This window comes from Psychrobacter cibarius (assembly GCF_904845955.1).
Taxonomy (GTDB): Bacteria; Pseudomonadota; Gammaproteobacteria; order Pseudomonadales; family Moraxellaceae; genus Psychrobacter; species Psychrobacter cibarius_B.
Map to the genome: position 1 here is coordinate 439,681 of NZ_CAJGYX010000003.1, position 14,772 is coordinate 454,452.

Sequence of the window (14,772 nt, forward strand, 5' to 3'; positions counted from 1 at the left end):
TATGTAAAACTGCGTTTGATGTTGGTAAAAATGAAATATTAGCTCTGGCTCCTCTATCCTATTGCAATAAAAAAGGGAGGCTGTACGTTAGGCACTGAACTGAACCCCATAAGTTGGACACAACTTATGGGGTATTTTTATGCGTTACGATCTAGACTTTAAGATGCAAGTCATCGCATACTATCGGCAAGGCCATAGTAGTCACGCCACCGCTAAGAAGTTTAACGTCCATCCAGAGTTTGTACTCAAATGGGTTAAGCAATACCAAAGCGGTGGCATAAATGCCATTAAGCCAAAGACAAGTAAGGCCAAATACAGCAGTGAGTTTAAACTTAACGTACTAACCACCATGCTTAAAGAAGATTTAAGTCAATCTGAGGTGGCACTGAAGTTTAACATCAGCTCACCGGCGCTCATTAGTCATTGGCACAAAGCTTATCGACTACAGGGTATGTCTGGACTCGTATCTAAACATAAAGGTAGAACCGCCATGAGCAAACCATTTATCACAGACAAGCCAGATGATGAAAAGAGCTTAGCAGAGCTTAAGCGTGAGAATGAGTATCTACGTGCGGAGAACGCCTACCTAAAAAAGCTAGATGCCTTGCTCAAACAGAAGAAGAAACAAGCTTTGAAAAAGCAAGGCTCATCGAAGGACTAAGAGAGCGCTGCTGTTTATCTGACTTACTTAAAGCCGCTGGTATGCCCAAAAGTGTCTTTTACTATCATAGAGCAAGACTTGAGCGTGATGACAAATACACTGAATTAAAACAGCGTATTGCTAAGCTGTATCATCAGCACAAAGGCAGGTATGGCTATCGCAGAATCACTGAGGCTCTAAAGCAGTTAGGTAGTCATTACAACCACAAGCTCATCGCTAAGCTGATGCGTAACATGAAGCTTAGCGCCAAGATAAGACGTCAGAAGTACCGCTCTTATAAAGGACAACAAGGTAAGATTGCAAAGAACTATTTAAAGCGCCAGTTTACTGCAGATAAACCGAACACACGCTGGCTCACCGATATTACTGAGTTTAAGGTGGGTGATCATAAGCTGTATTTATCACCCATACTCGATTGTTATAACAATGAGATCATCAGCTATACGCTCTCAAAGAGACCCACTTATGACTTAGTTGGTAAGATGCTAGCTAGTGCTTTAGATAAGACAAAGGCGTGCCGTGGTAAAAGATTAATGCTGCATTCAGATCAAGGGTGGCATTATCAAATGAAACCGTTTAGCACGACGCTTAAACAGCATGGAATTAAGCAAAGTATGAGCAGAAAAGGCAACTGTTTGGATAATGCACTGATAGAGGGGTTCTTCGGTACGCTGAAGTGCGAGACGATTTATATTGAGAAACCGAAAACTATTGAGCAGTTAGAGAAACAGATTCATGAGTATATGCATTATTATAATCATGAGCGTATTCAACTTAAATTAAAAGGACTGAGTCCTGTGCAATACAGAACTCAGTCCTTGTTATAAACTAAACCGTCCAACATTTGGGGTTCAGTTCACAACTCCCCTTTTCTAATTATGAAACTATTCTATCTGGCTTAATCACACCCAACCCTTTTGACGAAACGACTTTAGTACTTTAATGAAGACAGCCATCTCATCAGGCGTGCCAAGCGTTAGCCGACTGAAACCCTCAATCGGTGGGAACTCGCGACCGACCACAATGCCATACTCGCGCATTCTGTCCATATAAGTCTTCACCTCACCGTTGACCTCATGAAAAATAAAGTTAGCTTGTGAGGGCAGATAGCTCAGCCCCAACTCATCTAAAGTCGCTTCAACCATCTGCCGTGATTGATTGGTATTGTGCAAACTGCGGGCTAAAAAACCCTCATCGTCGAGGGTTACTAGCACGGCAACGGCACCTGAAAGGTTGGTATTATCGATAGAAGTAAAGGCCTCGATAGCCGCAATCATAGATGGATTGGCAATGGCATAACCGACGCGCATGCCAGCCAGAGCACATAGCTTCGAAAAGGTACGAACGACAATTAGATTGGCTGTTAGCTGCTGCTTTACCCACTCGACGCCACTCTCAAAGCTTTGGTCGTTGACGTACTCTGAGTAGGCTTCGTCTAATAAGAAATAATGGTTTGCAGGAGCGTTTGCTACCCAATGTTTAAAAGGCGCGGTTGAGGTAATGGTGGCAGTTGGATTGTTAGGGTTGCAAAGATAAAACAGGCTGATGCCATCAAAATCGTCGGCAGCTTTTTGCAAACCTTGAAAGTCAAAATCGTAGCTTTCGGGCTTCAACGGTACTTTGATGACGGGCACGTCAAGCGAGCTGGCATACAACTCAGCGTAAGCAAAAGTAGGATCAGGCACAATAACTTGGAAGCGCTTGCCGGTCTTAAATGCAAGATTTAATAGCATCTGCACCACGGTTCGGATGTTTTCGCTAGAGCCGTTGCCAAGTGACACTTCGCTTTCGGTCACGCCATTTATCTTGGCAATTCGACTAATAAGCGCAGCGCGTTGATCATCTGGATAACGAAAACCGATGCGCAAAGAGTCGAGGATAGCTTGTTTGGCAGAGTCTGCCATGCCCAGTGAGTTTTCGTTAGAGTTCAGCTCTAATAATTGCTTGGTAAGCACTATAGTAATACGCCTAATTTATATCAACACCAAAATTACGATGTGCAGTATCAAACTTACTGCTCTACTATTTTGCATTGGTATGTCAGATGAATGGTAAGCTTTATACCGATAAATATTAATATGGTAAGGCGCATTCAAGGTGAATACAAGTGCCCTACGCGCATCTTGCACGCCATGCATTAGACCCAGCCTTTTTCACGGAACAGCTTTAATACTTTAATAAATGCTGCCATCTCATCAGGCGTACCAAGCGTTAAGCGATTGAAGCCTGTAACAGGTGGGAACTCGCGACCAACCTTGATGCCATTGTCTCGCATTCTATCGATGTATGTTTTTAAGTCACCCTTTATTTCATGAAAAATAAAATTGGTCTGTGAGGGTAAATAACGCAATCCAAGATCATCTAATACTGCCTCAATCATCTGGCGCGACTGATTGGTATTGCGCAAACTTAGCGCTAAAAACTTGGCATCATTTAACGTCGCAATAGCAGCAACCGCACCTGACAAGTTGGTGTTGTCCATAGACATAAAAGCTTCGACAGTCTCAATAGCTTGCGGGTTAGAAACCGCGTAGCCCACTCGCATACCAGCTAAAGCACATAACTTTGAAAAAGTATGGATAACAATAAGATTGTCTGATAGCCCTTGTTTCACCCACTCAATCCCACTCTCAAAGCTTGGATCTGACACATACTCCAAGTAAGCTTGATCTAATAAAAAGTAATGATTATCTGGTGCATTACTTACCCAGGTTTTAAGCCTTGAAGTTGATGTAATGATGCCAGTTGGGTTGTTTGGATTGCAAATATAAAGTAGGCTGATGCCATCAAACTCGTCAGCAGCCCTTTGTAGTTCATCAAAATCATAATCATAGTTTTCAGTGGTTAACGGTATCTTGGCCACAGGCACGCCAATGGAATTTGCATACATCTCTGCACAATCAAACGTTGGCACAGGAATCACCATCTGAAACTGCTTGCCCTCTTTTAACGCTTTGTTTTGCAGCATTTGTAAGGTCGCTCGAATATTTTCAGTCGAGCCATTGCCTAAGGAGATTTGGTTTTCTGCCACACCATGGATGGTGGCAATTTTGCTAATGAGCGCTGTGCGTGGATTATCTGGATAACGAAAGCCCTCGCCTAAAGACTCTATAATGGCTTGTTTAGCAGAATCTGCCATACCTAGTGAGTTTTCATTCGCATTTAATTCTAAGCATTTATTATTTTTCATGATGGATTATGTGCCTTAACGTCCGTTGTTATAAGTTCATATTGCTCATTGATATCATATTAAGGGGCATTTGGTATAAACACAAGTTTTGATATAACCAATTATTAGTTATTAATTATATCGAAAAAAAATCGAGTTTGTTTTGCTGATAAAAAGACCATAAAAAAGGTGAGCTGCACCATTAGCAACTCACCTTTTTGTTAGATACAAACTGATATTAACGGCAGTTCAAATAACCATCTAAATCAAATGCGCCTTTAACTCTAGCACTTTATCACGCGTTTTTGCAGCATCTTCAAACTTCAAATCACGCGACATCTGCTTCATGAGCTTTTCAAGACGATTGATTTCTTTCGCCAGCAAATCAGGACTGCGTAAGATACTAATATCGACATCAGGTAGATTGCTCTTGATAGGAATCACTTGATTGTCATTGGCATTCTGATCGTCACCCGTATCGATTTTATCAGTAATACTGCGACGCGCCCCTTTTGGTGTGATGTTGTGTTCAAGGTTAAATGCCACTTGTTTTTCACGGCGACGGTCGGTCTCGTCTATCGCCTTTTGCATACTGTTGGTAATACGATCAGCATAAAGGATAGCCTTACCATTGATATGGCGCGCAGCACGACCGATGGTCTGAATAAGTGCACGCTCAGAACGCAAAAAGCCTTCTTTATCGGCATCAAATATCGCGACCAATGACACTTCTGGCATATCTAACCCTTCACGCAATAGGTTAATACCGACCAACACATCATGCACGCCTGTACGTAACTCATGAATGATCTGCATACGCTCAACGGTATCGATGTCCGAGTGCAGATAGGCAACTTTGACATCGTATTCTTTTAGATAACTGGTCAAATCCTCTGACATGCGCTTGGTCAACGTGGTAATCAGCACGCGCTCATCTTTTTCTCGGCGCTTAGTAATCTCTGATAACACATCATCGACCTGCGTCAATACAGGACGAATCTCAATCTCAGGATCAATCAAACCCGTTGGACGCACGACTTGCTCGACCACTTGCTCGCTGTGTTCAAGCTCATACAATGCAGGCGTGGCACTGACATAAATCGTTTTTGGCTTGATACGCTCCCACTCTTCAAACTTCATCGGACGGTTGTTCATCGCACTTGGCAAACGAAAGCCATAATTGACCAAGTTCTCTTTACGTGATCTATCGCCTTTATACATTGCACCGATTTGCGAAACAGTGACATGTGACTCATCAAGGAACAGCAGTGCGTCTTCTGGAATATAGTCAAATAAGGTCGGCGGCGCTTCCCCTGATGGACGACCAGAGAGATGCTGCGAATAGTTTTCAATACCGTTGCAGTAGCCGAGCTGCTGAATCATCTCAAGATCATACTGGGTACGCTCTTTAAGACGCTGTGCTTCAATCAGTTTATTGTTTTCACGGAAATACTCCAAACGCGGCTCAAGCTCAGCCCGAATCGTATGACTGGCAGCTTCCAGTTTATTACGCGGCGTCACATAGTGCGACTTTGGATAAATAGTAATACGCGGCACACTACGTACCGTCTTACCTGTCAATGGATCAAACCAAGTAATTTTCTCCACTTCATTATCAAATAAATGCACACGTACCGCCAGCTGCTCAGACTCCGCAGGATAAATATCTAGCAGCTCGCCACGCAGCCGATACGTACCGCGTCCAAAGTCTAGCTCATTGCGCGTATATTGCATTTCAACAAGACGTTTAATGGTAGCAGTGCGATCAATTTTGTCCCCAACGACGACGTGCAGCAGCATTTTTAAATAACTTTCTGGATCACCCAAACCATAAATGCACGAGACCGAGGCGACGATAATTGCATCACGGCGCTCTAGGAGTGCTCGCGTCGCTGACAGACGCATCTGATCGATATGATCATTAATAGCGCTGTCTTTTTCGATAAAGGTGTCACTTGCCGCGACATAGGCTTCCGGCTGATAATAGTCATAATAACTGACGAAATACTCAACGGCATTGTTTGGAAAAAATGACTTAAACTCACCATATAACTGCGCGGCAAGCGTTTTGTTATGTGCCATGATAATGGTTGGACGCTGCGTCTCAGAGATGACCTTTGCCATGGTATAGGTCTTACCCGAACCCGTTACACCCAGTAGTAACTGCTCATCCATGCCAGAATTAATACCGTTGACGAGCTTTTCAATCGCTTGCGGTTGATCGCCTGCTGGCTCAAATTTGGTAACCATCTCAAAAGCACGACTTGATATTTGCGTCCCAGACGCATTGACACCACTAATTTCAGCTTCGCCCTGTAGCTGAGTGGCCAATTGGTTTAACTGACGCGACGAGCGCGGTTCAGGCATTCGCATAATGGCTTTCTTCTTCTGAAGGTTTATAACAATGTGGGGTCTAAGCTAGGGTTTTTAAAGGTAATTAAGGGTTTTATCTTGTCATCTTCTCTTACAATATTGGCATCTAGATATGACGTCACACGCCCTATTTATAACGAATAAATAGTACCTTCGTTATAAAAAACGCACACAGCAACTACTAAATTTACAAAGCTTTTCATGATTAACAAACTCATTACACGACCACCTAATAAAGCCTAACGCTTGAGGCTTTCAATCTTCATTTAAGCTGCTATTATTTATAACGAATCAACAAGTAGTTCATAAGTAAGATACCAATAACAACAAATGAGATTTTCATTAAAATAATACACATAATGGAGTAGAACATGAGAGAACGTTACGCAAGTGGAATAGATGATGCAACCGCAAAGAAAATGATCGACTTATTGAACGCTAATCTCGCGAATCTCATTGACTTGAGTATGGACAGTAAGCAATGTCATTGGAATTTGCAAGGTACTGGCTTTATCGGTGTGCATCAGTTATTAGATGATACCTATGGTCGCTTGACTGAAGCTTATGATACGGTTGCTGAGCGTATTGTTATCCTTGGCGGTAAAGCCAATGGTATCTCTAAACGTGTCGTTGAGGACTCTATCCTCGAGACTTACCCTACTGATATTACTGAAGTCGATCAGCATGTTCGTGAGCTTACCAATCGCTATAAGACCATTGCGGCATCATTGCGTGAAGGGATTGATGCTGCTGGTGATGCGGGTGACGAAGATACCGCTGACCTATTAACGGAAATAAGCCGTACTGTCGATAAAGATGCATGGTTCATCGGTGCCAATGCACCAAAGAAATAACATCTTTGTACCTAAACCAGTTATACCAATAAAACAGGTATATCAATAAGATAGTCCATATCAGCAAAAAAGGTCACTTTTATAGTGACCTTTTTTGTGTGTACTAATTTATGTGTAATGATTTATGTGTAATGATTTTAAGATTCGCGCTCAGAAACGGGCTTTAAAGTAGCTAAATTGTCAGTTATTAGTTAAAAAACACCTTGGATTATTTGTTGCATCTGCGGTAAAAGCTCACCCAGCTGCGCCTCTGTCTCACTGGTATCGTCAGGCAAAGATTGCTTTAGAAATGCAGCTGTAATCTGTGGTTGTTTCGACAAGATACTTTGACCCATCACCGTATCATAAAAATCAATTTGAGCATCAACTTCCGCTTGCGTATAGTAAGTTTTTGCTGCGTTAATATATGCTTGCGTCAACGTCTGCTTGTCAGTAGCATTGCCTATACCATTGGTCATTATCTTGGCATATTGACCTAGCACTTTTTGAATCTGCTCTTGTAGCGCCTGTTGACGTTTATTTAAGTTACCATCACCTACTGACTCAGTACGATTTTGCGTCTGTACGTTGATGGCATTAATAGCCGCTTGTTGCCCGTTAACGATAGATTCTATTTGCTCATCAATGTGCATCACTTCCATCAGCTTCACAATAGACGTATCTGTTGGGGAGATATTATTATTCATAAAAGCGGTATTGTTAATAGAAGCGCTATTCGCACTTATTCTATTGATACTTACGCTTTGCTGTTGAGCAGGCTCACTATGAATTACCAGCTCAGCCTGTGCTTGAGTCAGACTGGCTACTGCGCTAATAGTGATAACGGTCATACTTAATGAGCGAACCATGAGTGAACGCCCAACAGGGCTCTCTATAGCAGACTGAAGACTTAGTTTCATATTAGTTTCTCTTTATCAGGCATCTTGATTATAACTATTGGGTAAGCTCAAAGTTTCAGCATTAGGTACAGATAATGTCAGGATAGCTTCCTGAAATAAAGGATTGGCACGGAACTGACTTTCAATAATTTCGAATTTTTGGGCAATCTCTTTTTCTTTTTGATTACCAGCGATATCGACTGCTGCCACCATAAATATCTTTTTGGGTCCCACCCACTCCAAATGTAAGTACGACACACTATCGATATCTGGATGATTGAGTAACTCGCTCAATGCATAGCCATGTATCCTATCGGACACTTTATAGCCGACCAAAAAATCACGGTTACGGCTAATTAAAAAGATGGCTACCGCACCTAATAATATTCCGACAATGATAGAGCCGAGCGCATCCCAAAACGGCTGCCCCGTATAAGCATGCATACTCATGGCAGCAGCAGCGACAACCAGGCCAATGACAGCTGCCAAGTCTTCAAAGAATACGCCACGTAAAGTTGGGTTTGACGTATCGACTACATAGCCAATGGCGCTGACATTTATCGCTTCACCATGCTTTTTACTTTGTAAGTAAGCTTGCCCTAACGAAAACCCTTCGAGCACAAACGCAATCGCCAATACAATAAAACCGATGGTATAGTTGGTCTCGCTTTCCGCAGCATTCCACTCGGTGATACCAGTATAAATGGAAACAATCGAACCTGCCATAAAGACACCAAAAGCGGCAATCATCGACCAGACATAAGCTTCTTTGCCATAGCCGAGGGGATGGCTTTCATCAGCAGGTTTGATCGCCTTTTTCTCGGCGACAATTAATAAAGTACCGTTACCTGCATCTGCCCACGAATGCGCTGACTCTGCGATCATAGAAGCAGAACCCGTCATAAATGCTGCTACCGTTTTGGCAATCGCAATGATAATGTTGGCTCCAACGGCAATTAATACCGTTACCAATGAAGCGGAATGCTGCTTGTCTTTATTGGTTGTCGACTTAGCAGAACTGTCTAATACAGAGTGAGAATTACTATCAGAAGTGGCGTCTGTAATGAGCGTGCCAGCACCCCTAGCACGGCTACTACGCGGCGCTGACTGATGAGAAATAGGAGTGTGTGACTCGGCTTCCGATGGTTTTAAGCTCATAATAATCTCGATATAGGCTTTTTGAACGCAGGTATTTACATATTTAACCAGATCAATAGACCATATATTGAGAGCCGTTTAACTGACTATGCAGGGTCTATTTGTCTTAACGATCATGAGAATTAGCCAGCTCACCAACCATATCCCCGATATCACAACTGGGTCGATGTGAGCTTTCCAGACGCAGGTTTTTACGCTCTAGTGCGGCATCAGCGCGGCATTGCTGCATGGGATTTTTGATATCAAGTGGCGGCGCAGGTGTGGGCTTGCCATTATCATCGATAGCGACCATCGTAAAATAGCAGCTATTGGTATGGCGTACAGTACGGGCTCGAACGTCTTCTGCTTCGACGCGAATGCCGACCTCCATCGAAGTATTCCCCACATAATTAACACTTGCCGCAAAGGTGACCAATTCGCCAACATATATAGGCTCACGAAACATCACTTGGTCGACAGACAGCGTCACCACATAATTGCCGCTATAGCGACTGGCGCAAGCGTAAGCGACTTGATCAAGCATTTTAAGCAAATCACCACCATGCACATTGCCAATAAAATTCGCCATATCAGGCGTCATAAGTATCGACATATATAGCTCATGATTTAATGGGGCTTTTTTGGCAGTCGAGCTGGTATTGTATTGCGGCATAAAAATCCTTGAATGATTTAGGGCGTGTTGATAGTAAGTATCATTTATACAGCAGCTCACAAGAGAGCACAAACAGCACTCTGTCATTGAATGGTCTAGGTTATGTAAACCTTAAGCTATTTAACTTTAGCTCAACCAATGAAAACGATAAGCAAGCCAAGCAACAATGGCGCTCACTGAACCTGTCAAGATACCGCCCCAAGCAAAATCAACCAACGCTGTATCCAGTGTAAAGCCTTTGTACAACGCTAAACTGGTAAAGTCATAAGTACCGTAAGCCATCAGCCCTATTAGGCCACCAAGCAAGAATATATGACCAATCGAAGCGCCTTCTTTGATTTGTGGATATAAAATCAAGACACAGAGAGCCAGTAGATAAAACATATAGAACATGCCAGCAGCAATCATGTTTGGCTCATCGGCAAGCAGATGCCCGATACGCTTTTCATAAAATAAGCCAGTCATAGTCTTGAGCCAAACTGCGTCAATACCCAAAAATATAAGCACAGCAGCCAGATATATAAATACATAACCCATAACCACATCCTTTTAATTAGCGTCTTTTAATCCCAGCTTATTTCCATAACTGCTTGTTAAGTCAGTGCTTGTTAAGACACTACCTGTTGAAACGCAACTTGTTAAGACGCTATGTTTCGTTTGGGGGCTTCTTGGCCATCACTGTTAACATTACCGCTTTCATGAGAATTCATAATATCGTGAATCAGGCGGCTGCTTTGCTCATCGGTGAGAGTGTCATGAGAAGACAAATCAGAGAAATGCATCACATCAATATTATCCGGCTTCACTGCGGTCAACTGTACCACGCCGATGGTGCGCTCTAAAAAACCACCTTCACAATAGCAAAAGTAAAAATCCCACAAGCGAATAAAGGCATCATCATAACCAAGCCCCTTAATTTCTTCACGCTGTGCCATAAACGCGGCACGCCAGTCGCGCAAGGTATGAGCATAGTCAAAACCATAATCATGTAGCTGCTTGATGACCATGTCGGTTTGTTCCGTAAACTGCGTATTTAGCTCTTGATTAGACAGCAAACAACCACCAGGGAAAATGTGCGTTTGGATAAAATCGACTGAATTAACATAATCTTGGTAGTTTTGATCGTTAAAAGTAATCGCTTGCAGCACCATCAGCCCTGTGGGTTTGAGCAAGCTATTACATTTGGTAAAAAACGTCGGTAAGTACTCGTGCCCAACGGCTTCAATCATCTCGATACTGACTAGCTTGTCGTACTGCCCTGTCAGCTCACGATAATCTTGCTTCAGCAGGGTGATTTTATCAGACAGTCCTGCCGCATCGACTCGGCGCTGCGCCTCGTCATACTGGGCGTCAGAGATGGTCGTCGTCGTTATGTGACAGCCATAATGTGTGGCGGCATAAATAGCAAAACCGCCCCACCCTGTGCCAATTTCTATCACGTGATCATCAGGCGTCAATTGTAATCGCTGGCAAATGAGCGCCAGTTTATGCTGCTGCGCTGCGCTCAGTGATACATCAGGCGTACGATATACTGCTGCTGAATACATCATCGTATCGTCCAAAAACCGCTGATACATATCATTGCCCAAGTCATAATGCGCTAAAATATTAGACTTGGCACCAGACTGATCATTGCTACGTAGCCGATGCTTCGCTTTTTCAAACGCCTTACTCACACCTGCAAAGCGATTTTCTAATTTATTCAACACCGCCAAGTTACGCGCTGCCAACCGAATCAGCCCGGTCAAATCGTCCGTATCCCACTCACCATTGATATAGCTGTCTGCTAGCGCAATAGAGCCGCCAAGCAACAACTGCCGATATACAGTAGGATCATGAATCATCAAGGTAACGTGTAGTGAATGGCGGCCCACTGCCGAACTGCTCGCGACACTATCGGATACTTTACCAAAGCTGACGGTATTAGGTGCTTGCTCATCGAATGCTTCGACTATAGTCAGGCTACCAAACTGGATATGCGCTAATGCGCGGAAGATGAGTTTTCTTGCCAATTGATTCATTCCCGTACTGACGGGCTGAAAAATGACGCTCTCATTGACGACTTTACTCATCTGTGCGGTCAATCTTCCTAATGTTGAAACGGGTGCTCGGTCGGTTGGTCGTGCTGACATCGTATATTCATCCTTGTTTAAATGCTCTATACTTAAGCGTTAAGCTGATAAATTTCTTTGGCTGATCGTTAGCCCTTCAACTATCAAAGAATATCTTTTTGAGTCGCTGCTTTGTTCTGTTGGCTATCGGCCAGTTTTTCACCATAATGAATATAAGGCACTTTTTTGATCGCATAAAGCTTGAAAGCATGCCAATAAATACGAGTTACAGAGGTCATGTTCATTAGCGGATTTTTTCGCAGACTGTTGCGAATCGTTGTGGCGGTCATTGGAACGCCAGCCATTTTTATACCCGTTTTTAATACCTCACCGCGCGCATCGCTGATATCGATAGCAATACGAACTTTCAAGCAATTATCCGGCTGCTTTTTTACCTTAACCTGCCAACGATATAGCTGATCGATCGGGTTAAAAGGTGAGACATGAAAATCTTTATTATGACAAAATTCAGTATTCTCGCCATTGAGTGTAAACCCATAATAATGGCGCTTATCCCACGGTGTATTAGAGACTTCAGCCAATAAATGGGATGGTATCTGCTGCTCATCGAAACCCAAGTAAAAATTGACTGGACTAAAATATATGCCCGCATTGCGGCAAACGAGCATCCCAATAATATCGCCTGTTGGCGCACTACCCGTTTGCTCAGTAAACGCTTGGTTTAAGCGATGATTAAGTGCTTGAACAGAATTTGAACGACAATTATCCTGCTTATTATTCATTAAGTAATTACTTAGGCTATTTGACTTTTGTACAGGTATACCTTGTAAGTAATCATCAGGACGAAACTGCTGCAAGGCTTTTTTCTTTGCTGAAAATAATGGCAATCCTTTGACCAGCCACCTTTTTGAAAGTAACTTTTTTAAAAGCTTATGTTTGCTACTCATACCTATACTTACTTCAGGAAGATCCAGCCCTTTAGCCAATGCGCTGATATTGATGCCCCAATAACGGTATGGATACGCAAATTTATGCACACTTGGCAGTAACCGACTGTGCCAAGTCGTCCCATGGAACAACTGATGGGGTAACAGCTTATTAGGCGTGTCGGTTTCAATAGACATAACAGTCTCTTCAATAGTGTTCGTTGATTTCACTGCCAAAATCACTGCATTTTATGACGGCCAAATAAGCGACGCTTTCGCTTTGATTCATCACTTTTAACAGTCGGCTGTAAACGTTCAATGTACTCAATCAACTCCTGATTGGTGAGCGCCGTGACCACCTCACGCTTATTAAGTGTGCGCAATTTGCTATCTGCCTTTACCGGTAGGTCCTTATAACGAAACGGCGTATGTGCGCTCTCGGCATCAGGCAGATGAGCCGGATCAACCTCGTCCTTTATCGCAATATCATAGCCGAGCGCCTGGCAGACACGTAGACCGCTACGTACACCATCTTCATGAAAACCATTAAACCAATAGGCACCGCAAAAATGTGTATGCATGCCGTTACCAGAGATACTCGACCATCTGCTTTGCGCCTTAATCATCGCTTTATCAAACACAGGATGGCTATAATCGATGCGCTTGATGACGTGCTTATCATCAATATTTTCATGAACGGTTTCTGGATTCAGCGTAACCAAATAATTGTGTTTTTTGGTCAGGCGTTGCAGAATATTCATGTGATAAGTCAGCACTGGTTTTGCTAATGTTTGCGCTTTTTTAGTATGGTTTCCAGCAGCTGATTGTCGCGCAGTTTTATTTGCGAGATTCTCATCAATCAGATAATTCCAACTGGCCCATGCCAACGGCTTGTTCGGTAGGACACTGACATCGGTATGCAGTACAGCAGTATTTTTGGTAAAGCGAAAATGACTGAGTACCTCATGTTCATCCTTACTTGCGTCTGTTAAAATTTTGAGCGCGGTGTCTGCATGACAAGCAAAGATAACTTCGTCAAATACCAATTTTTCGTTCAAGCTTTCGATATTATTATCAGTAATGCTTTTATTTTGAACCGTCAATAATACTTGCTCACCATCGCGAACCACAGACTGTACGGGACTGTTTACTCTCACCTTACCGCCCGCCTTAATAAAGCGTGGAATCAACTTATTGACGTACTGTTTTGAGCCACCTTTGATCGTAAACCACTGCGGACGATTAACCACATCGAGCAAGCCATGATTGTCAAAGAACTGTGCAAAAAACACCAGTGGGAAGTCTTGTACTTCATGCAGACTGGTTGACCAAATGGCAGAAACCATTGGCAGCAAATAGTTGTCTATAAACAGCTTGCCATAGCTTTTTTCTGTGAGATAGCTGCCCAGTGTTTGTTCAGTAAAAATGCTAACATCTTGCCCTTTAGCACGTGCCATTTCGTAGTCTTGGCGTAGCTGCTTGATATGTTTATTGAACTGTAAAATGTCTTTGATAAATTGCCAGAATTTTGGGTTGAAGACATTCTTACGCTGCGATAATAAAGTATTGAGCGTGTGACCATTGTATTCAAAATGGCGCGCCGTATTCTTTACCGAAAAGCTCATGTCAGTCGATTGAAACGGCACTTGCAGCTCATGCAGTAGACGAAAGAAATTGGGATAAGTACGCTCATTGAAGACGATAAAGCCAGTATCTATGGCACTGTTTTCCACATTGCTGCTCTTTGCTTTTTTGCCGTCTTGTAGCGAAACATCGATGGTATTTACATGGCCGCCAATATAATCATTAGCCTCGAACACTGTCACTTCATGTTGCGCCACCAGATAATGAGCGCAAGTCAATCCTGATACACCTGAGCCAATGATAGCAATACGTTTTTTAGCTTGAGCGTTAGTCGTCTGCTTTGAGAGGCTGCTGGCTTTATGAGAGACTGTCTCTAGGTTCTTACGTTTACGGCGGTTAAACAGCATTGATGCGTTCCTTTCCATATTTTTAGTAATTTATTTTT

The 14,772-nt window shown here is 42.9% G+C and carries 13 protein-coding genes; 3 read left to right on the forward strand and 10 right to left on the reverse strand.

Annotation, left to right across the window (positions count from 1 at the left end; translation table 11 throughout):
- The first annotated feature begins 139 nt into the window (after positions 1–139).
- Both JMV76_RS08620 and JMV76_RS08625 read left to right on the forward strand, forming a co-directional pair.
- Positions 140–661, forward strand: coding sequence for a helix-turn-helix domain-containing protein (locus JMV76_RS08620; protein WP_201502365.1), 522 nt, complete (start codon positions 140–142; stop codon positions 659–661).
- Positions 649–1,488, forward strand: coding sequence for an IS3 family transposase (locus tag JMV76_RS08625; RefSeq protein ID WP_201502079.1), 840 nt, complete (start codon positions 649–651; stop codon positions 1,486–1,488). Before JMV76_RS08620 ends, JMV76_RS08625 begins: the two co-directional genes overlap by 13 nt.
- 75 nt (positions 1,489–1,563) lie before the next feature.
- Here the strand turns inward: JMV76_RS08625 and JMV76_RS08630 are convergent, their stop codons facing one another.
- The 3 genes from JMV76_RS08630 to uvrB all read right to left on the reverse strand — a co-directional run bounded on the left by JMV76_RS08630 (position 1,564) and on the right by uvrB (position 6,203).
- Positions 1,564–2,616 carry a pyridoxal phosphate-dependent aminotransferase gene (locus JMV76_RS08630; RefSeq protein WP_201502366.1) on the reverse strand — a complete coding sequence of 351 codons (1,053 nt, stop codon included), beginning with the start codon at positions 2,614–2,616 and terminating at the stop codon, positions 1,564–1,566.
- A 182-nt stretch (positions 2,617–2,798) separates the two neighbouring features.
- Positions 2,799–3,851 carry a pyridoxal phosphate-dependent aminotransferase gene (locus JMV76_RS08635; RefSeq protein ID WP_201502367.1) on the reverse strand — a complete coding sequence of 351 codons (1,053 nt, stop codon included), beginning with the start codon at positions 3,849–3,851 and terminating at the stop codon, positions 2,799–2,801.
- 240 nt (positions 3,852–4,091) lie between these two features.
- On the reverse strand, positions 4,092–6,203 hold the full coding sequence (gene uvrB, locus JMV76_RS08640) for an excinuclease ABC subunit UvrB (protein WP_201502368.1): 2,112 nt from the start codon (positions 6,201–6,203) through the stop codon (positions 4,092–4,094).
- Between the two features lie 371 nt (positions 6,204–6,574).
- Here uvrB and dps point away from each other — a divergent pair, with 371 nt between their 5' ends.
- Complete coding sequence (gene dps, locus JMV76_RS08645) at positions 6,575–7,057, forward strand: DNA starvation/stationary phase protection protein Dps (protein WP_045451268.1); 483 nt, start codon at positions 6,575–6,577, stop codon at positions 7,055–7,057.
- A gap of 191 nt (positions 7,058–7,248) precedes the next feature.
- On the opposite strand, the gene JMV76_RS08650 is transcribed toward dps, so the two are convergent.
- The 7 genes from JMV76_RS08650 to JMV76_RS08680 all read right to left on the reverse strand — a co-directional run bounded on the left by JMV76_RS08650 (position 7,249) and on the right by JMV76_RS08680 (position 14,734).
- Positions 7,249–7,956, reverse strand: coding sequence for a DUF2059 domain-containing protein (locus JMV76_RS08650; protein WP_201502369.1), 708 nt, complete (start codon positions 7,954–7,956; stop codon positions 7,249–7,251).
- Positions 7,957–7,971: 15 nt separating this feature from the next.
- Positions 7,972–9,093, reverse strand: a complete 1,122-nt coding sequence (locus JMV76_RS08655) for a cation diffusion facilitator family transporter (protein ID WP_201502370.1) — start codon at positions 9,091–9,093, stop codon at positions 7,972–7,974.
- A gap of 106 nt (positions 9,094–9,199) precedes the next feature.
- The gene (locus JMV76_RS08660; protein WP_055123836.1) at positions 9,200–9,745 is read right to left on the reverse strand and encodes an acyl-CoA thioesterase; all 546 of its coding nucleotides are present in this window, start codon (positions 9,743–9,745) and stop codon (positions 9,200–9,202) included.
- 126 nt (positions 9,746–9,871) lie between these two features.
- Complete coding sequence (locus tag JMV76_RS08665; RefSeq protein ID WP_201502371.1) at positions 9,872–10,282, reverse strand: DUF2177 family protein; 411 nt, start codon at positions 10,280–10,282, stop codon at positions 9,872–9,874.
- Positions 10,283–10,383: 101 nt separating this feature from the next.
- Positions 10,384–11,877 (reverse strand): SAM-dependent methyltransferase, encoded by a 1,494-nt coding sequence (locus JMV76_RS08670; protein WP_201502372.1) that lies wholly within the window; start codon positions 11,875–11,877, stop codon positions 10,384–10,386.
- Between the two features lie 83 nt (positions 11,878–11,960).
- A complete protein-coding gene (locus JMV76_RS08675) occupies positions 11,961–12,941 on the reverse strand; it encodes a DUF1365 domain-containing protein (protein ID WP_201502373.1) in 981 nt (326 codons plus the stop codon).
- Between the two features lie 41 nt (positions 12,942–12,982).
- On the reverse strand, positions 12,983–14,734 hold the full coding sequence (locus tag JMV76_RS08680; protein WP_201502374.1) for an NAD(P)/FAD-dependent oxidoreductase: 1,752 nt from the start codon (positions 14,732–14,734) through the stop codon (positions 12,983–12,985).
- Positions 14,735–14,772 lie beyond the last annotated feature (38 nt).

What these genes read in the sequence shown, in the direction of transcription:
- JMV76_RS08620 (WP_201502365.1), top strand. Translation starts at nt 140, where the DNA reads ATGCGTTACGATCTAGACTTTAAGATGCAAGTCATCGCATACTATCGG.
- JMV76_RS08635 (WP_201502367.1), bottom strand. Translation starts at nt 3,851, where the DNA reads ATGAAAAATAATAAATGCTTAGAATTAAATGCGAATGAAAACTCACTA.
- uvrB (WP_201502368.1), bottom strand. Translation starts at nt 6,203, where the DNA reads ATGCGAATGCCTGAACCGCGCTCGTCGCGTCAGTTAAACCAATTGGCC.
- dps (WP_045451268.1), top strand. Translation starts at nt 6,575, where the DNA reads ATGAGAGAACGTTACGCAAGTGGAATAGATGATGCAACCGCAAAGAAA.
- JMV76_RS08650 (WP_201502369.1), bottom strand. Translation starts at nt 7,956, where the DNA reads ATGAAACTAAGTCTTCAGTCTGCTATAGAGAGCCCTGTTGGGCGTTCA.
- JMV76_RS08655 (WP_201502370.1), bottom strand. Translation starts at nt 9,093, where the DNA reads ATGAGCTTAAAACCATCGGAAGCCGAGTCACACACTCCTATTTCTCAT.
- JMV76_RS08660 (WP_055123836.1), bottom strand. Translation starts at nt 9,745, where the DNA reads ATGCCGCAATACAATACCAGCTCGACTGCCAAAAAAGCCCCATTAAAT.
- JMV76_RS08665 (WP_201502371.1), bottom strand. Translation starts at nt 10,282, where the DNA reads ATGGGTTATGTATTTATATATCTGGCTGCTGTGCTTATATTTTTGGGT.
- JMV76_RS08670 (WP_201502372.1), bottom strand. Translation starts at nt 11,877, where the DNA reads ATGTCAGCACGACCAACCGACCGAGCACCCGTTTCAACATTAGGAAGA.
- JMV76_RS08675 (WP_201502373.1), bottom strand. Translation starts at nt 12,941, where the DNA reads ATGTCTATTGAAACCGACACGCCTAATAAGCTGTTACCCCATCAGTTG.
- JMV76_RS08680 (WP_201502374.1), bottom strand. Translation starts at nt 14,734, where the DNA reads ATGCTGTTTAACCGCCGTAAACGTAAGAACCTAGAGACAGTCTCTCAT.